The organism is Pantoea sp. 18069 (genome assembly GCF_902706035.1).
GTDB lineage: Bacteria > Pseudomonadota > Gammaproteobacteria > Burkholderiales > Burkholderiaceae_C > Comamonas.
Genome location: NZ_CACSJA010000011.1, coordinates 43,400 through 65,572, shown reverse-complemented (window position 1 = coordinate 65,572; position 22,173 = coordinate 43,400). Strand labels below are relative to the sequence as shown.

At 66.5% G+C, this 22,173-nt stretch carries 15 protein-coding genes, 3 tRNA genes and 1 riboswitch; of the genes, 8 read left to right on the top strand and 10 right to left on the bottom strand.

Annotated features, from left to right (window positions below):
- Positions 1–4: 4 nt before the first annotated feature.
- From uppS to rpsB, 5 genes are all read right to left on the bottom strand, one after another.
- Positions 5–742: a polyprenyl diphosphate synthase gene (gene uppS, locus GVL12_RS10900; protein WP_159913749.1), complete on the bottom strand. Its 738-nt coding sequence runs from the start codon at positions 740–742 to the stop codon at positions 5–7.
- Between the two features lie 26 nt (positions 743–768).
- The gene (gene frr, locus GVL12_RS10895; protein WP_159913747.1) at positions 769–1,329 is read right to left on the bottom strand and encodes a ribosome recycling factor; all 561 of its coding nucleotides are present in this window, start codon (positions 1,327–1,329) and stop codon (positions 769–771) included.
- Positions 1,330–1,375: 46 nt separating this feature from the next.
- Positions 1,376–2,098 (bottom strand): UMP kinase, encoded by a 723-nt coding sequence (pyrH, locus tag GVL12_RS10890; protein WP_159913745.1) that lies wholly within the window; start codon positions 2,096–2,098, stop codon positions 1,376–1,378.
- Between the two features lie 57 nt (positions 2,099–2,155).
- Positions 2,156–3,052 carry a translation elongation factor Ts gene (tsf, locus tag GVL12_RS10885; protein ID WP_159913743.1) on the bottom strand — a complete coding sequence of 299 codons (897 nt, stop codon included), beginning with the start codon at positions 3,050–3,052 and terminating at the stop codon, positions 2,156–2,158.
- Positions 3,053–3,156: 104 nt separating this feature from the next.
- Positions 3,157–3,909, bottom strand: a complete 753-nt coding sequence (rpsB, locus tag GVL12_RS10880) for a 30S ribosomal protein S2 (RefSeq protein WP_159913741.1) — start codon at positions 3,907–3,909, stop codon at positions 3,157–3,159.
- 205 nt (positions 3,910–4,114) lie between these two features.
- Here rpsB and GVL12_RS10875 point away from each other — a divergent pair, with 205 nt between their 5' ends.
- From GVL12_RS10875 to GVL12_RS10865, 3 genes are read left to right on the top strand one after another with little or no spacing between them, the layout of a single operon-like run.
- A complete protein-coding gene (locus GVL12_RS10875; RefSeq protein ID WP_159913739.1) occupies positions 4,115–5,491 on the top strand; it encodes an amidase in 1,377 nt (458 codons plus the stop codon).
- A gap of 46 nt (positions 5,492–5,537) precedes the next feature.
- Positions 5,538–6,788, top strand: coding sequence for an FAD-dependent oxidoreductase (locus tag GVL12_RS10870; protein WP_159913737.1), 1,251 nt, complete (start codon positions 5,538–5,540; stop codon positions 6,786–6,788).
- A 21-nt stretch (positions 6,789–6,809) separates the two neighbouring features.
- On the top strand, positions 6,810–8,321 hold the full coding sequence (locus GVL12_RS10865; RefSeq protein WP_159913735.1) for an NAD(P)H-hydrate dehydratase: 1,512 nt from the start codon (positions 6,810–6,812) through the stop codon (positions 8,319–8,321).
- Positions 8,322–8,381: 60 nt separating this feature from the next.
- On the opposite strand, the gene rnr is transcribed toward GVL12_RS10865, so the two are convergent.
- Positions 8,382–10,823, bottom strand: coding sequence for a ribonuclease R (rnr, locus tag GVL12_RS10860; RefSeq protein ID WP_159913733.1), 2,442 nt, complete (start codon positions 10,821–10,823; stop codon positions 8,382–8,384).
- A 34-nt stretch (positions 10,824–10,857) separates the two neighbouring features.
- Between rnr and GVL12_RS10855 the strand changes: the two genes are divergently transcribed.
- Both GVL12_RS10855 and GVL12_RS10850 read left to right on the top strand, forming a co-directional pair.
- Positions 10,858–10,942, top strand: a tRNA-Leu gene (locus GVL12_RS10855).
- Between the two features lie 180 nt (positions 10,943–11,122).
- Positions 11,123–11,207, top strand: a tRNA-Leu gene (locus tag GVL12_RS10850).
- Between the two features lie 3 nt (positions 11,208–11,210).
- Here the strand turns inward: GVL12_RS10850 and GVL12_RS10845 are convergent.
- A complete protein-coding gene (locus tag GVL12_RS10845; protein WP_159913731.1) occupies positions 11,211–11,390 on the bottom strand; it encodes a hypothetical protein in 180 nt (59 codons plus the stop codon).
- Positions 11,391–11,618: 228 nt separating this feature from the next.
- Here GVL12_RS10845 and GVL12_RS10840 point away from each other — a divergent pair.
- A tRNA-Leu gene (locus GVL12_RS10840) sits at positions 11,619–11,703 on the top strand.
- Between the two features lie 132 nt (positions 11,704–11,835).
- Here GVL12_RS10840 and proX read toward each other — a convergent pair.
- The 3 genes from proX to GVL12_RS10825 all read right to left on the bottom strand — a co-directional run bounded on the left by proX (position 11,836) and on the right by GVL12_RS10825 (position 20,346).
- A complete protein-coding gene (gene proX, locus GVL12_RS10835) occupies positions 11,836–12,831 on the bottom strand; it encodes a glycine betaine/L-proline ABC transporter substrate-binding protein ProX (protein ID WP_235033852.1) in 996 nt (331 codons plus the stop codon).
- A 794-nt stretch (positions 12,832–13,625) separates the two neighbouring features.
- Positions 13,626–16,571 (bottom strand): DUF349 domain-containing protein, encoded by a 2,946-nt coding sequence (locus GVL12_RS10830; RefSeq protein ID WP_159913727.1) that lies wholly within the window; start codon positions 16,569–16,571, stop codon positions 13,626–13,628.
- Positions 16,572–16,719: 148 nt separating this feature from the next.
- On the bottom strand, positions 16,720–20,346 hold the full coding sequence (locus GVL12_RS10825; RefSeq protein ID WP_159913725.1) for a DUF748 domain-containing protein: 3,627 nt from the start codon (positions 20,344–20,346) through the stop codon (positions 16,720–16,722).
- Positions 20,347–20,661: 315 nt separating this feature from the next.
- On the opposite strand from GVL12_RS10825, the gene GVL12_RS10820 reads away from it, so the two are divergent.
- Positions 20,662–21,036 (top strand): hypothetical protein, encoded by a 375-nt coding sequence (locus GVL12_RS10820; RefSeq protein WP_159913723.1) that lies wholly within the window; start codon positions 20,662–20,664, stop codon positions 21,034–21,036.
- A 21-nt stretch (positions 21,037–21,057) separates the two neighbouring features.
- Entirely contained in the window at positions 21,058–21,915 is an 858-nt protein-coding gene (locus tag GVL12_RS10815; RefSeq protein WP_159913721.1) for a lytic transglycosylase domain-containing protein, read from the top strand.
- A 69-nt stretch (positions 21,916–21,984) separates the two neighbouring features.
- A riboswitch (ZMP/ZTP riboswitch) is annotated at positions 21,985–22,152 on the top strand.
- The last annotated feature ends 21 nt before the right edge of the window (positions 22,153–22,173 follow it).

Sequence of the window (22,173 nt, the reverse complement as noted above, 5' to 3'; positions counted from 1 at the left end):
TTTCTCAGACCGGCAACTTCGCGGGAGGGGCCGACTGAATTTGTGCAGAAGTTTTGCCAAAGCGGCGCTCGCGCGCGCCGTAGGCAGCAAAAGCCTCGTCCAGTGCCGCTTCGTCGAAGTCGGGCCACAGAACGGGGCTGAAAAACAATTCCGAGTAGGCCAGTTGCCACAGCAGGAAATTGCTGATGCGCATTTCTCCACCCGTGCGTATCAGCAGATCCGGGTCGGCGACATGCGACAGCCCCATGGCGGCATTCAGGCTGGCTTCGGTGATGGGCGCGCCCTGCGCGGCCAGACGGGCCGCAGCCTGGGCGATGTCCCAGCGTCCACCATAATTGAAACAGATATTGAGCACCAGACGGCTATTGTGCGCCGTTTCGCGCTCGGCGGCGTCCAGCCCGGCGCACATGCGCTCGCTCAGGCCGCGGCGCTCGCCGACAAAGTGCAGCTGTACGCCCTCGCGTCCGAGCTGCACGACTTCGCGGCCCAGCGCCGTCGTGAGCAGGCCCATCAGGCCGGAGACCTCGTCTTCGGGACGCTGCCAGTTTTCCGAGGAAAACGCAAACACCGTGAGCACCGCCACGCCGCGTTCGAGGCAGGCCTTGACGCAGCGGCGCAAGGCCTTGACGCCCTGCGTGTGCCCCGTGAGGCGGGGCATGAAACGGCGCTTGGCCCAGCGGCCGTTGCCATCCATGACGATGGCAACGTGCTGGGGCACGGAAAATTCGGTGAACGTCTGCAAGGCGTGGTCTACGGTGGCTGGACCTGTCAAACCGCCATGATCTCTTGTTCCTTGGCCGCCACCAGCTGATCGATCTCGGCGATATGGCGGTCGGTCACTTTCTGCACGTCGGTTTCGGCGCGCTTCTGGTCGTCTTCGGACGCCAGCTTTTCCTTGACCAGCTTCTTGACCGAATCATTCGCATCGCGGCGCAGGTTGCGGATGGCGATCTTCGCGCCTTCGGCTTCGTTGCGTGCGACCTTGGTCATTTCCTTGCGGCGCTCTTCGCTCATCGGCGGCACGGGCACGCGGATCAGCTCGCCCAGCGACGAAGGGTTCACGCCCAGATCGCTTTCGCGGATCGCCTTTTCGACCTTGGCAGCCATGGACTTTTCCCAGGGCTGGACGCTCAGGGTGCGCGAATCGAGCAGCGAAACGTTGGCCACCTGCGTCAGCGGCACCATGGAGCCGTAATACTCGACCTGGATGCTGTCGAGCATGCCGGCGCTGGCGCGGCCGGTACGGATCTTGCCCAGGTTGTTCTTGAACGCCGTGATGGACTGGTCCATCTTGGCTTCGGTGGTTTTCTTGATGTCAGCAATCGTCATGTCTATTCCTCGGGGATCGGCAATGCACCTGCGCGGTGCATGATGCTCAAGCGTACACCAAGGTGCCTTCGTCTTCACCCATCACCACACGCAACAGCGCTCCATGCTTGACGATGGAGAACACCCGCACCGGCAGCTTCTGGTCGCGGCACAGCGCGAATGCGGTCGCATCCATGATGCCCAGATTGCGCGAAATGGCCTCGTCGAAGCTCAGCTTCGTGTAGCGGGTTGCTTCAGGGTCCTTGAACGGATCGGCCGTATACACGCCATCCACCTTGGTCGCCTTGAGCACGACTTCGGCACCGATTTCCGCACCGCGCAGCGCGGCGGCGGTGTCGGTGGTGAAAAACGGGTTGCCCGTGCCGGCGGCAAACACCACGACCTTGCCCTCTTCGAGGTACTGCAGCGCCTTGGGGCGCACGTAAGGCTCGACCACCTGCTCGATCGCAATGGCCGACATCACGCGGGCCGTCAGGCCCTGCTTGTCCATGGCATCGGCCAGGGCCAGGGCATTCATGACCGTGGCCAGCATGCCCATGTAGTCGGCCGTTGCACGGTCCATTCCTACGGAGCCACCGGCCACGCCACGAAAGATGTTTCCGCCCCCGATCACGACCGCCACCTCCACACCCACACGGGTGACGGCGGCGATTTCCTCCACCATGCGTTCGATGGTGGCCCGGTTGATGCCGAAGGAGTCGTCGCCCATGAGCGCCTCGCCAGACAACTTGAGCAAGATGCGCTTGTGGGCTGGTGCTGCGTGGGTCATGAAAATACTCCGTACGGTAAAAATGGGATCGGGGGAAAGAAACGGTCTACGGATGACTTAAGCGCCAGCCTTGGCAGCGGCGACCTGGGCAGCCACTTCGGCGGCGAAATCGTCCACCTTCTTCTCAATGCCTTCGCCGACCACGTACAGGGTGAAGCCCTTGATGGTGGTGTTTGCGGCCTTGAGCATTTGCTCAACGGTCTGCTTGCCGTCAGCGGCCTTCACGAAGACCTGGTTGTACAGCGAGACTTCCTTGAGGTACTTCTGCACCGAACCTTCGACCATCTTGGCGACGATGTCGGCGGGCTTGCCCGATTCAGCGGCCTTGGCGGTTGCCACGGCGCGCTCTTTTTCGATCAGCTCGGCAGGCACGTCGGCGCTGCTCAGGGCGACGGGCTTCATCGCGGCCACGTGCATGGCCACATCCTTGGCCGCCGTTGCATCGCCTTCGAACTCGACGACCACGCCAATGCGCGAGCCGTGCAGGTAGGAGGCCAGGCTGGTGCCGCTGAAGTGCTTGAAGCGGCGGAACGACATGTTTTCGCCGATCTTGCCGATCAGGCCCTTGCGCACGTCTTCGAGCGTGGGACCGAAAGTGTCCTGCTCGTAGGGCAGCGCGGACAGGGCTTCGATGTCGGCGGGGTTGTGCTCGGCGATCAGCTTGGCAGCGGCATCGGCCAGGGCCAGGAAGCTGTCGTTCTTGGAGACGAAGTCGGTTTCGCTGTTGACTTCGATCATCGCGCCGACATTGCCATTGATGAAGCTTGCAACCACGCCTTCGGCGGTGATGCGCGAAGCGGCCTTGCCAGCCTTGGTGCCGAGCTTGACGCGCAGCAGCTCTTCGGCCTTGACCAGATCGCCGTCGGCTTCGGTCAGTGCCTTCTTGCATTCCATCATCGGTGCGTCGGTCTTCGCGCGCAGTTCAGCCACCAGTTTTGCGGTAATAACAGCCATCTTAATTCTCCGGTTTCAGTTCGATTCGTTACAAGGATTGAGGCTAAAAAAAGGGGGCTACCAGAGCCCCGCTTCCTTTTCGCGACAGGTCGCGTTGCCGGACTTTAGGCAGCCGACTCTTGCACTTCCACAAATTCGTCCGAGCCTTCAGCAGCCACGGCCTTGACCACGTCGTTGACGGCGTCGGCACGGCCTTCGAGGATCGCGTCGGCGATGGCCTTGGCGTACAGTTCCACGGCCTTGGCCGAGTCATCGTTGCCAGGGATCACGTAGTCGATGCCTTCGGGGTTGTGGTTCGAATCCACCACACCGATCAGGGGGATGCCCAGCTTCTTGGCTTCGGCCACGGCGATCTTGTGGAAGCCCACGTCGATCACGAAGATGGCGTCTGGCAGACCGTTCATGTCCTGGATACCGCCGATGTCCTTTTCCAGCTTTTCGAGTTCGCGAGCGAACATCAGCTGTTCCTTCTTGCTCATGGCTTCCAGGCCGGCTTCCTGCTGGATCTTCATGTCCTTCAGACGCTTGATCGACGTCTTGACGGTCTTGAAGTTGGTCAGCATGCCGCCGAGCCAGCGCTGGTCGACGTAAGGCACGCCAGCGCGCTGGGCTTCAGCAGCCACCAGGTCGCGGGCTTGGCGCTTGGTGCCCACCATCAGCACGGTACCGCGGTTGGCGGACAGCTGCTTGGCGAACTTCTGCGCGTCCTGGAGCATCGGCAGCGACTTTTCCAGGTTGATGATGTGAATCTTGTTGCGGTGACCGAAGATGAACGGAGCCATCTTGGGGTTCCAGAAGCGGGTTTGGTGACCGAAGTGGACACCGGCTTCCAGCATTTCGCGCATAGTGACGGACATATGAATACTCCAAAGGTTGGGTCTAAAATCCAGCCCGACATTTGCCCGTGAGGGCAACACCTTGAGGGGACTGGTTTGCTATTTGCTTTGCTGCTTGCCACTAGGGCACACTGTGCACAGAACGTGACGCCAAACGCGTAAGACGCGCCCAGCATTGCATGCCGCAAGGCAGCACTCAGCAAAGCCGAAAAATTCTACCACAAGCATGTCCTTTGATCTTTGCTCCGCACTCGCCAACGTGCGCAGCGGCGAATGCCGCGCCACCGATCTGCTCCAGGCCGCGATCGCCACGGCGAGCACACCGGCCTGCGCGCATGTGTTTGCCCAGACACTGTTCGACAGCGCCATGCACAGCGCGGCCCGCGCCGCGCCGCAGTTGCCGCTGGCCGGCCTGCCGGTCTCGGTCAAAGACCTCTTCGACATCGAGGGCACACGCAGTGCGGCGAGTTCGCGCGTGCTCGCCGATGCCCCCCCTGCCGGCGAGGACTGCCTGGCCGTGGCCCGGCTGCGCGCGGCCGGCGCGGCGCTCATAGGCCGCACCCACATGGTGGAATTCGCCTATTCCGGCGTGGGCGTCAACCCGCATTTCGGCACGCCCGCAGCGCTCGATGCACGTTTCGGCCCCCTGCCCGGTCCGGCGCGCGTGAGCGGCGGCTCGTCGTCGGGCGCGGCGGTGTCGGTGGCCAGCGGCGCGGCCTATGTGGGCCTGGGCTCGGACACCGGCGGCTCGATACGCATTCCCGCGGCGCTCAATGGCCTGGTCGGTTTCAAGAACACCGCGCGCCTCACGCCCACCAGCGGCACGATTGCGCTGTCGCCCACGCTGGACACGGCCTGCGCGATCACGCGCAGCGTGCGCGACGCTATTCTTGTGCACGAAATCCTCGCCGCGCGCACGGTCGCGCGCGCGGCCTGCGGCATCGCCGACTGGCGCCTGGCCGTGCCGCGCCGGCTGTTCCTCGACGACATCGAGCCCGCCGTGGCACTGGCCTTCGAGCGCAGCCTCGAGCAGCTGCGCGCCGCGGGCGCGCGCATCGTCGACATCGACCTGCCCGAACTCGACACGCTGGCCCACATCAACGACCACGGCAGCTTCCCGGGCGCCGAAAGCTATGCCTGGCACCGCCCGCTGCTGGCCCGGGCCGACGCGCTGGGCCTGCCCTACGACCCGCGCGTGCGCAGCCGCATCGAACGCGGCGCGGGCATGACGGCCGCGCACTACATCGACCTGCACCACGCGCGCAACCAGTGGATCGCGCGCATGGAGCAGGCGCTGGCCGGCTACGACGCGCTGCTGTCGCCCACGGTCCCAATTCTCGCGCCCCCCATTGCCAGCGTCGCACCGGCCGACGGCCTCGACGCCGCCGTCGACGCGCAGCGCGACGCGGCCTTCCAGCGCGCCAATACCTTGCTGCTGCGCAACACCAGCGTGGTCAACATGCTCGACGGCTGCGCGCTGTCGCTGCCCTGCCACATACAAGGCGAGCTGCCCGTAGGGTTGATGGTCTGGCATGGCGCGCTGCACGATGATGCGGTACTCGACATCAGCCTGCAGATCGAAGGCATACTCGCGGCGTCGTAGCGCAGCACCCGCGCTGCGGGCCGGACCTTTCTGATCACACCCTCTCATGAACATTGCCATCGTGGGTGCCGGCGCCGCCGGCATCGCCACTGCGCACGCGCTGCAGCATGACGGCCACGCCGTCACGGTCTACGACCAGCGCGGCAGCGCGGCCGAAGGCGCGAGCTTCGCGCCCACGGGCTGGCTCGCGCCGGCCCTGCTCCAGCCCTGGAGCGCTGCGGGCCTCGCACCTTCCGCCGGTCTGCGCCGCCAACCCGCGCTGCTGCGCATAGGCAGCGCATTGGACAGCGCCGACCTGGCCTGGCTCTGGCGCTGGCGCCAGGCTGGACGGCGCGTGCGCAGCGCACCCGAGCGCGTGCACCCGGCGCTCGCGGCCATCGAACGCCTGGCCCAGTACAGCCGCGCACTGCGCGACAGCGGGGGCGCCGCGCTGGCCCAGGACCTGCAAGCGCAGACCGGCGCGCTGGTGCTGCTGCGCACCGAAGCCACGCTGGCCCGGCTGCAGCCCGCGCTGGCAGTGCTCGCCGACGCCGGCGTGGCCGTGCAGCGGCTCGATGCGGCCCAGGCACGCCAGCTCGAACCCGGCCTGGCGTCCGATTTCAAATTGGTCGGCGCGCTGAACCTGCCCGGCGCCGCCACCGCCAACTCACGCCTGTGGGTGCAGTTGCAACGCTTCGAGGCCCAGCAGATGGGCGTGCAGTTCGTGTTCGACGCGCATGTCAGCCGGCTGCGCCACGCGCCCACGGGCGTGCAGCTCGCGGGAGAGTCGAGCCCACGCGTGCACGACGCCATCGTGGTCTGCGCGGGCGCCGACAGCGCCGCACTGCTGCGCCCGCTGGGCCTGAAGCTGCCCGTGGTCGGCCTGGGCGGCTACACCGTGAGCGCGCCCGTGCGCGAACCCGTGCATGCGCCGCGCTGCGCCGTCGTCGACTGGGACAGCCAGATCACGCTGGTGCGGCTGGGCCAGCGCGTGCGCGCGGGCGGCGGCGCCGAAATCGGCACCTCGGGCGCGCACCACGCGCCCAGCCTGCAGCGCCTCTACGACGCGCTCAACCACTGGTTTCCCGGCGGCATGCAGCCCTCGCAGGGCGTGCAGACCTGGCGCGGCACGCGCGCCATGACCGCCGACGGCGCGCCACTGCTGGGCGCCAGCGGCCTGCCCGGCATCTGGCTCAACCTGGGCCACGGCAACCACGGCGCGGCCATGGCGCACGGCTGCGGCCAGTTGCTCGCCGACCTGGTCGCCGGGCGCGCACCGGCCATCGACACCCAGGGCCTGGTGCTTGAACGCTTCTGAGCGCGGCCCTATGCTGGGGCCATGCAAGCCATCTCCATTGAACAGACCCATGCGCTGCACGGCGTTGCCGCGACCCGCGCCCTGGAAACCACGGCCGCAATCGGCCTGCCCGCCCACTGCCTGATGCAGCGCGCGGGCGCGTCCACCGCCAGCCTGGCCCTGGCGCTCGCGCCGCATGCGCGCCGGATCTGGATCGCCTGCGGCAGCGGCAACAATGGCGGCGACGGCCTGGAGGCCGCGGCCCGCCTGCACCAGGCCGGCCGGAGCGTCACCGTGACCTGGCTGGGCCATCCCGACTCCACACCGGCCGATGCGCGCGCCGCCTGGCAGCGCGCGCTCGCAGCCGGCGTGGTGTTTGCGCCCGGCCCGCCCACCGACCTCGGGCCGCGCGATCTGTGCATCGATGCCCTGCTGGGCATAGGCCTGCGCGCCGCGTCCGCGCGCGCGCCGGCGCCAGCGCTGCGCGCGTTGCTGGACCATCTGCGCAACAGCCCGGCGACGCTGCTGGCGGTCGACATGCCTTCGGGGCTCGATGCCGACACCGGCCAGTACGCCGCAGGATTCGCACCCGACTCGCCGCCTATTGCGCCTTGCCATACGCTAAGCCTGCTGACGCTCAAGCCCGGACTGTTCACCGCCCAGGGGCGCGATGCCAGCGGCAGCGTCTGGCTCGACGACCTGGGTTGCGGCGCGCTTGCGCCGCCGGCCACGGCGCAGCTGGGAATCGACGGCCCGGAGCAGCGCGCAAACACGCGCGGCAATGCGCAGCACGCCAGCCACAAAGGCAGCTTTGGCGATGTCGCCGTGGTCGGCGGCGAAGGCCTGCAGGCGCGCGGCATGGGCATGACCGGCGCGGCCTGGCTCGCGGCCGGCGCAGCGGTGTTTGGCGGCGCGGGCCGGGTAATGGTTTCCCTGCTGGACGATGGATTGACGCTGGCGCCACCCTGGCCCGAACTGATGCTGCGCCGCTTCGATGCACTGCGCTTGCCCGATCTGAGCGTGGTCTGCGGCTGTGGCGGCGGCGAAGCCGTGCGCGCCGTGCTGCCCGCGGTGCTGGCCCAGGCGCCGCGCCTGGTGCTCGACGCCGACGGACTCAACGCCGTGGCCGGCGACAGCGCATTGTCCACGGCCTTGCGCGCCCGCGCCGCCGCCGGCCAGGCCACGGTGCTCACGCCCCACCCCCTCGAAGCCGCGCGCCTGCTGCACTGCACCACCAGCGAAGTCCAGGCCGACCGGCTGGCCGCGGCGCAGGCGCTGGCCGCTCGCTACGCCTGCACGGTGGTGCTCAAGGGCTCGGGCTCGATCACCGCCACCCCGGGCGAACGGCCCATCGTCAACCCGACCGGCAATGCCCGGCTGGCCACGGCCGGCACGGGCGATGTGCTCGCAGGACTGATAGGCGCGCGCCTGGCGCGTGGACTTGCGCCCCACCATGCGGCCAGCGATGCCGCACAGGCGCATGGCGCGGCGGCCGACCGCTGGCCCGCGCACCTGGCACTCACCGCCAGCGCGCTTGCGGCAATGCTTCAATAAGCGCGACGCAAAAAAGCCCTCGCTGGCAGAACCGGCAAGGGCCTTTGGTGCAGCCACGGCTTAACGGCGTGGCTTGCGCTTGGGTTTGCCGCTGGGCGGCTTGGGGCCTGTCGCGGCCTTGCGTACCGACGCCTTGAGGCCTTCGATGGGCGACGGTGGCGGCAGCGAGGGCATCAGCAGCGAGGGCTTGGAGCGGCTGCCACGGTCCTTGCGGCTGACGGGCGCATCCATTGCCTGGTCGTTGGAATCCTCCACGTGCGGCTGCGCATCGCCGGCCTGCCGCGCACCCGCATCGCGTGGATTGCGTTCAGGGCGCTCGGTGCGATGGCCCGAAGCCTCCTCGCGCCGGCCGCGCTCGTCGCGCGGGCTGCGTTCCTCCCGCGTTCCGCGCTGGGGCCGGGCGTCGCGCTTGCCGCCGCCGCTGCGCGCAGGCTGGGCTTCGCCGCCTTCCTGCACCAGACGGAAGTCGATGCGCCGGCCATCGAGGTCGACGCGGCTGACCTGCACGCGCAGCCGCGAGCCTATTGCATAGCGTATGCCCGAACGCTCGCCGCGCAGTTCCTGGCGCATTTCATCGAACTTGAAGTAATCGCCGCCCAGCTCGGTGATGTGCACCAGGCCTTCGACGTACATCGCGTCCAGCGTCACAAAGATGCCGAAGGTGGTCACGGCCGTCACGGTGCCCGAGAACTCCTCGCCCAGGTGCTCGCGCATGTACTTGCACTTGAGCCAGGACTCGACATCGCGGCTGGCCTCGTCGGCACGGCGTTCGTTGGCGCTGCAGTGCAGGCCCGCGGCCTCCCAGGCCAGCAGCTCGGCACCGCCCGCGGGCTTCTTGCGCGGCGCCTGATTGGGCGCGCTCACGCGGTTCGCCAGGCGCTTGGCCAGCTTGGCATGGGCTTCGCCCGGCGTCGGCAGCACCGGCAGGCGGTAGCGCTTGCCTTCGAGTTCGGACTTGATCACGCGGTGCACCAGCAGATCGGGGTAGCGCCGGATCGGGCTGGTGAAGTGGGTGTAGGCCTCGAAGGCCAGGCCGAAGTGGCCTTCGTTCACGGGCGTGTAGATCGCCTGCATCATCGAGCGCAGCAGCATGGTGTGGATCTGCGGCGCGTCGGGGCGGTCCTTGGTCGCCTGGGCAATCGCCTGGAACTCGGCGGGCCTGGGGTTGTCGCTGATCGACATGCCCACGGCCATGGCCTTGAGGTAATTGCGCAGCACTTCCTGCTTCTCGACCGACGGGCTGTCGTGCACGCGAAACAGGCCGTTCTGGCCGCTTTGCGCGATGAAGTCGGCGCTGCAGACGTTGGCCGCGAGCATCGCTTCCTCGATCAGCTTGTGCGCTTCGTTGCGCGTGCGCGGAATGATCTTCTCGATGCGGCCGTTGTCGTCGCAGACGATCTGCGTTTCGGTGGTCTCGAAATCCACGGCGCCGCGCGCCTGGCGCGCCTTGAGCAGCGACTGGTAGACGCCGTGCAGGTTCAGCAGATCGGGCACGCGCGCGCTGCGGCGCTGGGCTTCGGGGCCGCGCGTGTTCGACAGGATGGCTGCGACTTCGGTATAGGTGAAGCGCGCATGGCTGTGCATCACCGCCGGATAGAACTGGTAGGCGTGCACATCGCCCTTGGCCGTGACCAACATGTCGCAGACCATGCACAGGCGGTCGACTTCGGGGTTCAGCGAGCACAGGCCGTTGCTGAGCTTTTCGGGCAGCATGGGAATCACGCGGCGCGGGAAATAGACGCTGGTCGCACGGTCGTAGGCGTCGGTGTCGATCGCGCTGCCGGTGCGCACATAGTGGCTCACGTCGGCAATCGCCACCAGCAGGCGCCAGCCCTTGGCGCGCCCGACCTTGGCGGGCTCGCAGTACACGGCATCGTCGAAGTCGCGCGCGTCCTCGCCATCTATGGTCACCAGCGGCACGTCGGTCAGGTCGATGCGCTGCTTGCGGTCGATGGCGCGCACCTTGTCGGGCAGGCCCTTGGCCTGCTCCAGGCACTCGGGCGAGAACTCGTGCGGCACATCGTACTTGCGCACCGCGATCTCGATTTCCATGCCCGCGTCGTCGACTTCGCCTAGCACTTCGGTGATGCGACCGACCGGCTGGCCGAACAGCGCAGGCGACTCCGTGAGCTCCGCGACCACGACCTGGCCGGTCTTGGCCGTGCCCGTGGCGTTCGCGGGAATCAGCACATCCTGGCCATAGCGCTTGTCTTCGGGCGCGACCAGCCAGACACCGCTTTCCTGCAGCAGCCGGCCGATGATGGTCTTGGTCGGGCGCTCGATGATTTCGGTCACGCGCCCTTCGGGGCGGCCGCGCCGGTCATGGCGCACGACGATGACCTTGACCCGGTCCTTGTGCAGCACCGCACGCATTTCGTTGGCCGGGATGTAGATGTCTTTTTCACCGTCATCGCGCAACACATAACCGTGGCCGTCGCGATGCCCCTGCACGCTGCCTTCGATTTCTTCGGTTGCGCTGGCAGAGTTTGTGCTGAGGTTCATTTTTTTGCTATACAATGTTGATCTTTCCTGAGATGCCCAGGTGGCGGAATTGGTAGACGCACTAGTTTCAGGTACTAGCGAGTAACATCGTGGAGGTTCGAGTCCTCTCCTGGGCACCAAGTTTAACGAGAACCTGCAAGGGTTTTTGAAAAATTCAGGGCTACTGCTACCTCAGTGGTCTTGTAATGTGATTGTGCGATGCGGCAGGGCCAGCGCAACAAGTTTCGGGAAATAAATATTTTCGGGATTTTTGAAAAACACGGTTTTTTATGCCGCATAATTCAAATCTTTCCTGAAATGCCCAGGTGGCGGAATTGGTAGACGCACTAGTTTCAGGTACTAGCGAGTAACATCGTGGAGGTTCGAGTCCTCTCCTGGGCACCACATTCAAAAGGCCGTTGCAACTGCAACGGCCTTTTTCTTTTGCGCGTTGAAAGCTGCCTTGCACAGCAGGGGATTACTGTGCAGCATGATCTGAAGTGAAACGCCCCCTGTGCGGCTTGCATCGCTTGGGCGCTCCTTGCCTGGGACAGTCGGCTTCACGGGCTGGGGGTGGCGCAGCGTCATGGGGAGCCAGACTCTCTGGCCCTTGATCCTTAGGCGAACCCTAACGAAAAACAAAGCGCCCCACTCACCCCGGGCCTGGCGCAGAGCATCCTGGCGCAGGCTCGAAAGGCCAAAGACTCCCCGCTCGCTGCGCGCCCGCAGACCAGCCGCATCGCCTCCAGAAGAAAAAATTCACACTTTTCCTTTTCACCCCAAAAACGCCCCCTATAATTCAATCTTTCCTGAAATGCCCAGGTGGCGGAATTGGTAGACGCACTAGTTTCAGGTACTAGCGAGTAACATCGTGGAGGTTCGAGTCCTCTCCTGGGCACCACATTCAAAAGGCCGTTGCACTGCAACGGCCTTTTTCTTTGGGCGCTTTCCCAGCCCCCTGCCCCTCTCCTGCCGGGCAGAAAAAAAGCCGCCATCCCAGGGACGGCGGCTCCTTGCAGACAGCGCCCGGGCCTTACTTTTTCGCGGCGGCCATCGCCTGGGCGATCCAGCCATCAAAGGTCTTCTGGTGGGCCTTGATCCAGCCGTCGGTGTGGCGCTCGATGTCCTGCTGGCGGTTCTGCCCATCGTGCATCAAGCGGTTCTGCGTGCTGATGTCGCCCAGCGGCAGGGCCATGACTTCAAACAGCTTGCCGGCCGCGGGATGCTTTTCCACGAACGCCTTGTTGGCCACGATGTACTCGTTGTTCAGCGGAAAGCCGTAGTTCTTGCCATTGGCCTGCTTGGTGTCGGTGCCCGCCTGCACTCCCGGCATGGCCGAGAACGGCACTTCGAGCCAGACCACGTCCTGGCCCGGGCGCAGCACGTTGCTGAGCCAGTACGGCGTCCAGGCGTAGTAGAGCACCGGCTTGCCCTGCTTGAAGCGGCTGACCGTGTCGGCAATCAGCGCCGGATAGTTGCCCTGGGTATAGGTCACGGTGTCGCGCAGCTTGAACGTGGTGAGCTGGTGCTCGATCACCGCTTCACCGCCCCAGCCCGCGCTGGCGCCCACCAGATCCGCCTTGCCGTCACCATTGGCGTCGAACAGCTTGGCCAGCTTGGGATCGGCGAGCTGGCTCAGGTGGGTGATCTTGTATTGATCGGCCGTCTTCTTGTCGATCATGTAGCCCTGGGTGGCGCCTGCCGCGTAGACGCCCTTGCGCGTCATCTTGGCATCGCCGCCAGCACTCTTGTAGAACTCGGCGTGGTGGGGATTCCAGTGATTGGCAATGAAGGTCGCGTCGCCGTTGGCCACCGCCATGTGTGCCATCGGGTACTCGACTTCCTTGATCGGCAGCACGTCGTAGCCGAGCTTTTGCAGCGCGCGCGTCACGAGCAGCGTCTGGAATGCCTCCTCGACCAGCGCGCTTTGCAGCGGCAGCACCTTGACGCCCTTGCCGGGCAGGTCGGTCGCGGCGTGCGAGGCAAGGCCGAGGGCAAGAAGGCTGGCGGCCAGGAGCGGGTGGGCGATATTGCGAATGTGCATCAGTGGAAATCTTTCTTCGCGCGAAGGCGAGGGTTGCAGGGCTGGAGAGGAAAAAGCGTCAAGCCAATAGGCGCTTCAGTGCGAAACGAGGAAGCCGCCAGCCGATGGAGCTGCCCGGACAGAGCGCGGGGCGAAAGTGCGTGCGATGGTCCGGCAAGCCTCAAAGGCTGCCGACAGGCACTGAAAGTCGCGAGCACCACCCGGCAAATCGATGGATTTGCGGCTGAGGCCAGGCCGGCCTGGCGCAGCAACAACGTCTCAAGGGTGGGGTGAACGACTCTGAAGACGTGGCGACGAAACCAGTGCCCGTCGGTACTTCATTCGCAAAGCGGCGGGCCTGGTCGAGGGGCGTCGCCTGCAAGAGAGTGACGTGGCAATGGGGCCGGAAGCCTCCGGCCGATGCGCCGGGCCCAGCCCGGCGGCGAGAACCTGGCACCGCGATGGAATTCAAGTTGCGCAAGCAGTGCCGGCGAACCTTTAGCGTCATTTTCATGACTTATTGGTCCGCGAACAACCTTCATCATAACTTTTTGTAATTAGTATGTCAATGCCAACCCGGCCAGACAGGCTACCGCCGCCCCCGCAAAAAGTCGGCTGCCCACAGGCCAAGGGCTTCGTGGTTTTCTGCAGGTCCGGCCTCGCGCACCTGTCCTGGCTTGATCCCCAGATGCGCGCCCTGCTGCATTGACCCAAGAAATTGAGACACCCGTAAAAAAAGCCACTCCGCGGAGTGGCTTTTGCGTGGCGGCGGCACAGCCGCCAGCCGCATGGGCATGCGCTTACTTGCGCAGCAAGGCCTTGAGCGCGTTCTGCAGGCGACGGGCGCTGGCTTCATCGCGCGCGCTGGCGAGCACGCGGGCCGCATCCTGGCCCCAGGTTTCGGCGGGCGACGGGTCGTTGCGGCGTGTGAGCAACTGCAGCTGCAGGGTGCGGCGGGCCGTGATCAGGTCGGCCGGCGTGGGCACGTCGGCGGCCATTTCCAGGCGCAGCAGGGCTTCGCCCGCGTCACCGGCAACCGGCGCCGCGATCGACTTCGCCCAGGCGCCGCGCACCTGCGGCGACACACGGCCGCCCAGGTCCTGCACGCTGGGCAGCTGCTCGGCATCGCGCTTTTCCCAGGCATTGAGCAGCTGGGTCAGGGCTTCGCCATGGGCCTGCACGGCGAGCTTGCGCAGCGCCAGTTGGGCGTGCTCGAGCGCGTCGCGCTGGGCACGGAAAGCCGGGTCCGCCAGGCGCGGGCCACGGTCTTCACGCATGGGACGGTCGCTGCGTTCGCCAAAGCGGCCACCGCGGTCGCCAGGACGCGCATCGCGGCTGTCACGGCGCTCGCCGGGACGGCCAGGGCGGCCCATGGGCGCAGGTGCGTCCTTCTTCATGCCGGGACGGTCGTCACCACGCACGGCCACCACGGGCTTGGACACGGCTGCCGGCTTGGCAGCATCGCCCGCACCTTCGGCGGCTGGCGCGGCGTCGACCACCGCGGCATCGGCCTTGGCCGATTCCTGGGCCTGTGCCTGGCTGTGCAAGGCCGCTTCGAGACCGGCCATCGCGGCGCGGATACGCTGGGCGTCGCCGCTCGCGTTCGCGGCTTCGAGGGCCTTCGATGCGTCGAGCACCTGGCGATCGCGCTCGCTGAGCTCGACCTGGGCACGGCTGTTGCGCTCGCCGCCCTTGCGGTTGAACGCGTCGTCGAGTGGCTTGCGGAAGGCATCCCAGAGCTTTTGCTCATGCTTGCGGTCCAGCGGCACGGCCTGTGCCTCGGCCTGCCAGCGCTGCTGCAGCGACTTGACGGCGTCGATGCGCAGCGTCGGCGCTTCACCCAGGGCCACGGCTTCGTCGATCATTGCGTGGCGACGTGCGAGGCTGGCCTTTTGGGCCGCGTGCAGCGGTGCTTCGGCGGCCGTGATGGCCTGCTTCCACAGCGGCTGCAGTTCGGCAAACATCTTCTCGCCTACGTGGCCACCATCGCGCCAGCGTTCGCCGAACTGGCGCAGGCTGCGGGACATGGCTTTCCAGTCGGTGGATGCGGCGTGCTCGGCCGCCCAGGCCGTGACTTCCTCGATCAGTTGCAGGCGCTGGGCCTTGTTGTTCGCCGCTTCGCTGCGCACGCGGTCCAGCCAGCCTTCGACCACCTTGTGCGCGGCGTTGCAGGCTTCGTCGAAACGCTTCCACAGCGCATGGTTGGCGGCCGCACCCTGGTCGGCCTGCTTCCACTGCTCGCGCAGGTTGCGCAGCGATTCCTGCATCTTGCGACCACCCAGGGCCTGGCCGTCGGGACGGTTGAGCAGGGATTCGGCCTGGGCCACGAGTTCTTCGCGCACCGCGTCGGCCTTCCAGCCTTGCCAGCCCTGGGCATCGCCCGCGGCCAGCAAAGCCGCATTCACCTGCGCACCCAGTGCCTGGTCGATATGGCGGCCTTGCTGCTTGAGCACGGCGCGCAGTTGGGCAATGGCCTTGTTCAGCTTGCCACCGCCAGCGGCGGCAGGCGCAGCAGCTGCAGGAGCGGCTTCGACTGCGGGGGCTGCTTCGACTGCGGCTTCGGCTGCGGGAGCCGCAGCTTCGGCCGGCGCAGCTTCGGCCGGCGCAGCGTCGGCTGCCGCAGCGTCGGCTGCCGCAGCTTCGCCTTCGGCGGGAGTCGTTTGCGCGGCAGCGGCTTCCACGGGCGCAGCGTCCACCGGAGCAGCTTCCACCGGGGCCGCTTCCACGGCGGGCGCTTCCACGGCGGCCGCTTCCACGGCAGGTGCTTCGACTGCCGCAGCTTGCGGTGCAGCGCTCGTCAGCGCGACCAGGTCGGCGAGCGCCTGGCGCACGGCCTGGGCAGCGGCTTCGACCACTTCGGGAGCAACCTTGGCGGCGACCTTGGGAGCGGCCTTGGCACGCGGTGCGGCGGGCGGCTTGGCGGGCGCGGCAGCGGTCTTGGCGGCGACCGCGGCGGCTTCCGTGGGCAGGCCACGCGCGACGCGCAGTTCATCGGCCCAGATCGGCACGGGGGGCAACTCGGCCTGTTCGTCCTGCGCGGCGGCCTGCGTCAGCGCGAGTGCGGACTGGAACGCATCCCAGACCACGAGCAACTGCTTGCGCGAGTTCTCGAGCTGGGGCGGGAACTTGGCATCGACGCTGACCCAGTTGGCATCGCCCGTGAGCTCACCTGCCTGGGCTTGCCAGTGCGCGACATCGGCGCTCAGGGCGTCGAGTGCGGTCAGCGCATCGCGCCAGGGCTTGGTCGACAGCACTTCGATGCGCTGCGCGAGCAGCACGGCGGCTTCACGCTGCACCTGCACGCGGTGCTGCAGGTCTTCGATGACCTTGACGCGCTCGGCCAGCTGGAGCTTGAAGGACGACAGGGGTTCGCGCGACAGCGGCGCACCGGCCTTGGCGGCTTCACGCTGCCAGGCCGTGGCATCGGCGATGTTCAGGGTTTCGGCAGACAGCAGTTGCTGGGCTTTTTGCGCCCATTCGACGCCGATCTTTTCCTGGGTCTCGAGGCGGCGCAGTTCATCCAGGCGCTCGCGCACGGCGCGCGCAGCGCTCTTGTCGCGCACGCTGAGTTCCTTGAACACTTCCTGCAATTGGTCATGCGCGGGCTGCGTCGCGAGCCAGTCCCGGATGCGCGAAGCACGTTCGCCCGAGGTTTCTGCGGAAAACGCGCCGCCGGTCAGCGCATCAAGAGGATGCGTTTCAGAGGTCTTGGCCAGGGCCGGGTTCACTTCAGGGGCGTCGGACATGTTGCTACGTGGAGAAAGAGAAGACATTTTTCAGTGGAATAGGCGCTGACCGCCCCAGACATGGGCCGGAAGAACCTGTGCTGCGCCGCGGGCGTCGCAGTGAGTAAAGAGGTATTTTCGCTGTTATTTGCGCAGAGCCCAAACTGAATCACCGCAGAGCCAGTTCCAACCGGGCCTGCGGCTTCCAATCCGGGCCCGCCAAGGGCTGTACGGGCGCCCCGAGAAACAGGCGCTTCAGGGGCAATTCCTGCGCTGCCAGATAGTCACGCACCACCACGGCACGCGCCAATGCAAGCTCACGCATTGCATTGTCAGGCACAGGGACATGGGCCTGCAACAGCGTTCGCATTTCATTGTCGGGCAAATCCTTGGCCATTCCAAGCAGATTGCGCGGCTTCTTGATATCTGCGCGAGCGTACACCGCCTTGAGCAGCGCCGATTCCTCGGCCGGCGCCACGGCGGTGATGCGGTCCGCCGCCTGGCCCGCGCGCAGCGCCTGGCGGCGTTTTTCCGCGCCCAGCATCTGCTGCACCTGGACCTGCTGCCAGCCGGCGCGCTCGGCGGCCAGCGCGGCTTCGCCGACCACGGTCATCTGCAGCGCGGGGCGCGCCTGCAAGGCCTGGGCAATCTTGTCCAGGGCCTGTCTGCCCGCGGCGTCGAGCTCGGCGCTGCCGGGCGCAAACACCACGGCGCCGGAGCTGGCGGCGTCGCCGCCGAACGCCCCCGACAACAGCGCGAACGGCGCGGTCACGGCCTTCATGATGAGGTTGCCGATGATCTTGAAGATCACCGGCGCGAGGCGAAATTGCGGATCGTTGAGCGAACCGCTGATCGGCAGATCGAGGTCGATCACGCCGTTGCGGTCGGCGAGCAGCGCCGTGGCCAGCCGCACCGGCAAGCTGGCGGGCGCTCCCTCGACGGCCTCGCCGAACGTTAACTGGTTCAGCACCAGCTTGTTGCTCGCCGTGAGCTGGCCATCGGGCTGGATGCGGTAGTTGACATCCATGGACAGCTTGCCGCGCTCTATGCCATGGCCCGCATATTTGATCGCATAGGGCGACAGCGGTGACAGCTCGAGATCGCTCATGCGCGCCGTGACGTCGAGCGCCAGCGGCTTGGCCAGCGGGTTGAGCTGGCCGGTGATTTCGAGGTTGGCCGTGCCCTGGGCGCGTCCACGCAGCGCGAGATCGGCCATCTGCGGCGGCTGATCGGGCGCGGTCTCGGACGAGAATGCGCCCAGCCGCCCGGCCAGCGCGCTCAGGTCGGCCGAATAATTGGGCTGGATGAAATAGTCGGAGAACGCCACCGTGCCGCCGCTGAGCACCACCGGCCCGATATGCACCACGGGCGCGGGCCCGGCAGGCTCCGGCTGCGACGGTGCGGCATCGACGGCCTGCCCGGCCGCCTGCTGCTGGCGGGATTTGACGATGTCCTGGAGGTTAATACGGCCATCGGGCTGCACGATCACGCGGGCATGGAAGTCGCTAAGCGCGGTTTCGCGCAGCCGCACCCGGGTGGCGACGCCGGGCGCCATCACCAGGTCCAGACCGCGCAGCGCGAGCACCTTCCAGCGCAGCAGGTCTTCGCTGCCGGCCAGCCCGGGCCCGCCCAGGTTCGGCCCCGCGGGGGCGGCGCCCTGCGCTGCGGGCGCGGCCTGCGCGCGCAGGTCGTTGAGTTGCACGTCCCCGCGCAGCGACAGCCGCGGCCCGCCCTGCACGTCTTCGTAGCGCACACGGCCCGTGAACCCGCCATCAGCGCGCAGCAGGCGCACGTTGAGCAGGTCGGCCACATACGGCTCGAACGCATGCAGCGGCAGCTCGCTGGCGCGCACCATGCCTTGCACCAGCAAGGGTGCCACGCGCAGGCTGCCGTCGTAGGCCAGCCGACCCGCCTGGGCGCGGCGGCTGCCCGCCATGCGCAGCGACAGCTGCAGCGGCGACGCTTTCGCGGTTTGGGACAGCGGAGCGAAGTCCCTGACCTTGAGCGCCACGCCGCTGGCCTGCCACTGCACCGGCCGCACGGGCAGCGCATCGCGGTAGTTCACCTGGCCACCGTCGATGACCAGGCTTTGCAGCAGCACATTCCAGGGGCGCTGCGGCGCGTCCGCCTTGGCGGGCGCGCTCGCCGGGGTGGCAAGCCAGGGCTCGAACATCCAGCGGCCCCGGGCATCGCGCTGCACGCCGACCACGGGCTGGTCCAGCGTCAGCTGACCTATGCGCAGAGACTGCGCCGGCAGGCGCAGGTCGGCGTCTTCGAGCAGAAGCTGGCGCATGCGCGCGGCCTTGTCCTGCAAAGCCAGGTCGTCGAGCGCGAGCCGCGCGACCTTGACCACGGTCGTCTCGCCATTCCAGGCAAGGCCGAGCCGGGCCGTGGCCCGGCCCTGCACCAGGGGCTTGAACCGGGCTGACAAATAGGAAGCGCCCAGACCCAGCGGCACGGATTCCAGCGTGACCCCGACCTGGCCCTGCGTTGCCGTCGCCTGGCCCTTGAAGGCGAGCACGCCGGGCGCCGCGCCGCCCTTGGGTGCTGCCGCCGAAGCCAGCGTCATGCGCCCGTCGAACTGCACAGGCTGCGTGAGCGGCAGCGCTAGCGCGCGCGCCTGCAAGGCGATGTCGGCGAACTGCAGGTGCGCGCCCTGCGCGCCGGCGTCGGCCGACTGGTCGCGCCATTCGGCGCGGCCCTGCGCCACCGTTACCTGCGCGACCTCGACGTGCCAGGGCGCGGGCTTTGACGCGGGCGCATCGGCGGTCTGGCCGGGGCCGGCAAGGGCAAGCCAGTTGATCACGCCACGCGCATCGCGCCCCGCCCGCAACTGCGGCCCGGTCAACCGCACGGAGTCGACCAGCACCTGCTGGCGCAGCGGCTGCACGTCGCGCAGCGCCACATCCAGGCGCTCGAACTGCAGCAGCTCCTGCCCCTGGGCGTCGTGCAGCTGCGCCTGGTGCAGCGCAAGCTGCCCGCGCACATGCACCTGCGCCTGCGCGGCCTGCTCGAAATCCATTTCGAGGTCGGCGTCCAGCCGGCCCGCGGCGATCTGCACCGGCAGCGACCTGGGCAGATAGCCGAGGAAGTCCGCCAGGTCCAGGCCCTTGAACGCCAGGCGCAGCTGCGTGGCGCGACTTTCGAGAAACGGCGTACTCAGCGCCGAGGAATCGAAGGCACTGCCATTGAGCGCGAACGCCAGGCGCGGCGCCACGCGCACTTTCTGCCCGGATGCCAAGGTGCTCAGAAACGGCAGGCTCAGCTCCAGTGCTCGCACCTGGTGTGTGCGCTCGACCAGGGCATCGTGGAAATCCACCGAACCGCCGCGCAGCTTGATGTTGTAGAGCGCAAAGCGCTGCGGCGCGGCCTTGTCCTCGGGCGCAGCGGCATCGGCCAGCCGCTGCAGGATGTCGTCGACGTCATAGCGGCCTGCGCTGGTCTGCGCCAGATGCAGCACCGGCGCATTGACTTCGATCGCATCGAGCACCGGCGCCAGGCGCAGCAGGGACTGCACTTGCGCATCAATATATATACGCTGCACGGACAGCAATGGCTGCTGGGCGCCTGCAAGCCCGGCTATGCGCAGGCCGTTGAGCGTCAGCTCGAGCGTCCAGGGCTTGAATTGCGCCGATTCCAGGGTCACGGCACGGCCCAGCTTTTCCGAGCCCAGGCGCTGGATCTGGCTTTTGAGCACCACCGGCACCGCGAGCCACAGCAGCAGCCACAGGGCAAGCAAGGCCGACAAGGCCAGCGCGGCATGGCGCAAAGCCCGTTTTTTATTCAGAGATTTCATGGGTGCTCGAGGTTTCACTGGGAGCAGCCCGACGCGCTGCGCAGGCGCCATTGCACCAGAAAACCAGGGTGAGCAAAAGTAAGAGCCGCTTTAGGCGCCGCACAAACAGAAAGCCCGGTCAGCGGCAGGGCCGATGACCGGGCTTTACGGCAGGCTCCAAGTCCTATGCCGTGGGAATTGCAACCTGGAGAGGATGGTCCTGGTTGCGTGGAAGCATCGATTGCTCCCTGGAGGCCTTGGGAGACAGTCAAAGGACAGGAACTGACAGATTAAGTGCCGTTCCGCCTTTCAACGCTCTTCCAGCAGTCAACTGCCATGGCAGTCATCTGCAGAATAAGCGAGCTGCACCGCAGCAATCCAATGAGTTTTTGCAATGAATGGAACCACTTGATAGGACGACTAAAAATGCCTGTCAATCGGAACTTGCCAGGGGACAAACGGCAAGAAGCATGCATTTATATACAGCTTTCTATATTCATTTTAAATATAAAGACTATTTTTTATAGTATTGACTTAGTATTAGGAGAACTTCTAGAATCCGCCATTCTCGAAAAAAGAGACCTCTCTTCGCTGCAGCCAAGTGGCCAGTCCACTTCCTTCGATGCCTTTTCCGGCATCGCCCCAAGGATTGCAGCGCGCCAATCTAGGCGTTCGCCCCATGCCCCCTACCGGGTCAGCAAAGCGGGGTGACGCCTCTTGAAAGGAATCAATATGCCTGCATCCGCGAAACCCTTCGCAGCAGTGCGAACCTTTGCGTCCGATGTGACCGACGGTTTTCTCCAAATCACCCATAACGGCTTTGCCTTGCTGGGTCTGGCCGTGGCCTTCGTGGCCATTACCTTGTTCGCCCGCCCCGACCTGCGCCATGAGGGCGAAGCCCACCTGCGCGATTGGCTGCGGGCACGCCAGGTGGCGGTGCTCGACATGCCCACCGAGCCCGGTGCGATCGATCGCGCCACGGCCAGCAATCCCAAGGACTTGCCGCGCGAGCAGGCCGCCGTTGCCTTCTGGCTCAGCAAGAAGTACCGGGTCGCGCCCGAACCGCTGGCCGCACTGGTTTCCGAAGCCTACACGCTGGGCCAGAACAACAAGATCGACCCGACATTGATCCTGGCCATCATGGCCATCGAATCGAGCTTCAACCCGTTTGCCCAGAGCTCGGTCGGTGCCCAGGGCCTGATGCAGGTCATGACCAGCGTGCACACGGACAAGTACGAGAACTTCGGCGGCCGCCTCGCGGCTTTCGACCCCGTGACCAACTTGCGCGTGGGCGTCAAGGTGCTCAAGGACTGCATTGCGCGCGCCGGCTCCATCGAAGGCGGCCTGCGCCACTACGTGGGCGCCGCGAATCTGCCCAACGACGGTGGCTATGCGTCGAAAGTGCTCGCCGAGCACAACCGTCTGCGCCAGGCCGCAGGCCTGCGCGCACTGCCCGCCGCCACACCGCCTCAGCCACTGCTGACGGCGGCGGCCAAGCAGGCAACGCCCCAGATCGCTCCCCTGGTCGCTCCCGCGGCCGCACCTGTCGCCAGCGCAGGCGAACAGGTCGCATTGAACACCAACCTCTGATCCCCGCTGCGCCTTGCCGCAGCGCATGCAGGCCCGATTGCCCCGCAGGCATTCGGGCTCGGCTACACTACCGGGGTACGCAACTGGCGATAGGCGCAGTCCAGAAAGTCGAAAGACCGGGCTGCCGCTGACGTGGAAACCAACGGATGCTGGCCATCCGTGAACCACCGGGGAGCGTACCGCCCAGGCATAACGGATCCCGCCTGAAGCGTTCCGCCGTTCGCCTGGGCAGCCCTTGGCCTCAAGGGACTACAAGTT

Bases quoted from the DNA above. Each gene is read 5' to 3' on its own strand.
- frr (WP_159913747.1), bottom strand. From the start codon at position 1,329: ATGACGATTGCTGACATCAAGAAAACCACCGAAGCCAAGATGGACCAG.
- pyrH (WP_159913745.1), bottom strand. From the start codon at position 2,098: ATGACCCACGCAGCACCAGCCCACAAGCGCATCTTGCTCAAGTTGTCT.
- tsf (WP_159913743.1), bottom strand. From the start codon at position 3,052: ATGGCTGTTATTACCGCAAAACTGGTGGCTGAACTGCGCGCGAAGACC.
- rpsB (WP_159913741.1), bottom strand. From the start codon at position 3,909: ATGTCCGTCACTATGCGCGAAATGCTGGAAGCCGGTGTCCACTTCGGT.
- GVL12_RS10875 (WP_159913739.1), top strand. From the start codon at position 4,115: ATGTCCTTTGATCTTTGCTCCGCACTCGCCAACGTGCGCAGCGGCGAA.
- GVL12_RS10870 (WP_159913737.1), top strand. From the start codon at position 5,538: ATGAACATTGCCATCGTGGGTGCCGGCGCCGCCGGCATCGCCACTGCG.
- GVL12_RS10865 (WP_159913735.1), top strand. From the start codon at position 6,810: ATGCAAGCCATCTCCATTGAACAGACCCATGCGCTGCACGGCGTTGCC.
- rnr (WP_159913733.1), bottom strand. From the start codon at position 10,823: ATGAACCTCAGCACAAACTCTGCCAGCGCAACCGAAGAAATCGAAGGC.
- GVL12_RS10845 (WP_159913731.1), bottom strand. From the start codon at position 11,390: ATGACGCTGCGCCACCCCCAGCCCGTGAAGCCGACTGTCCCAGGCAAG.
- GVL12_RS10830 (WP_159913727.1), bottom strand. From the start codon at position 16,571: ATGTCCGACGCCCCTGAAGTGAACCCGGCCCTGGCCAAGACCTCTGAA.
- GVL12_RS10825 (WP_159913725.1), bottom strand. From the start codon at position 20,346: ATGAAATCTCTGAATAAAAAACGGGCTTTGCGCCATGCCGCGCTGGCC.
- GVL12_RS10820 (WP_159913723.1), top strand. From the start codon at position 20,662: ATGGCAGTCATCTGCAGAATAAGCGAGCTGCACCGCAGCAATCCAATG.
- GVL12_RS10815 (WP_159913721.1), top strand. From the start codon at position 21,058: ATGCCTGCATCCGCGAAACCCTTCGCAGCAGTGCGAACCTTTGCGTCC.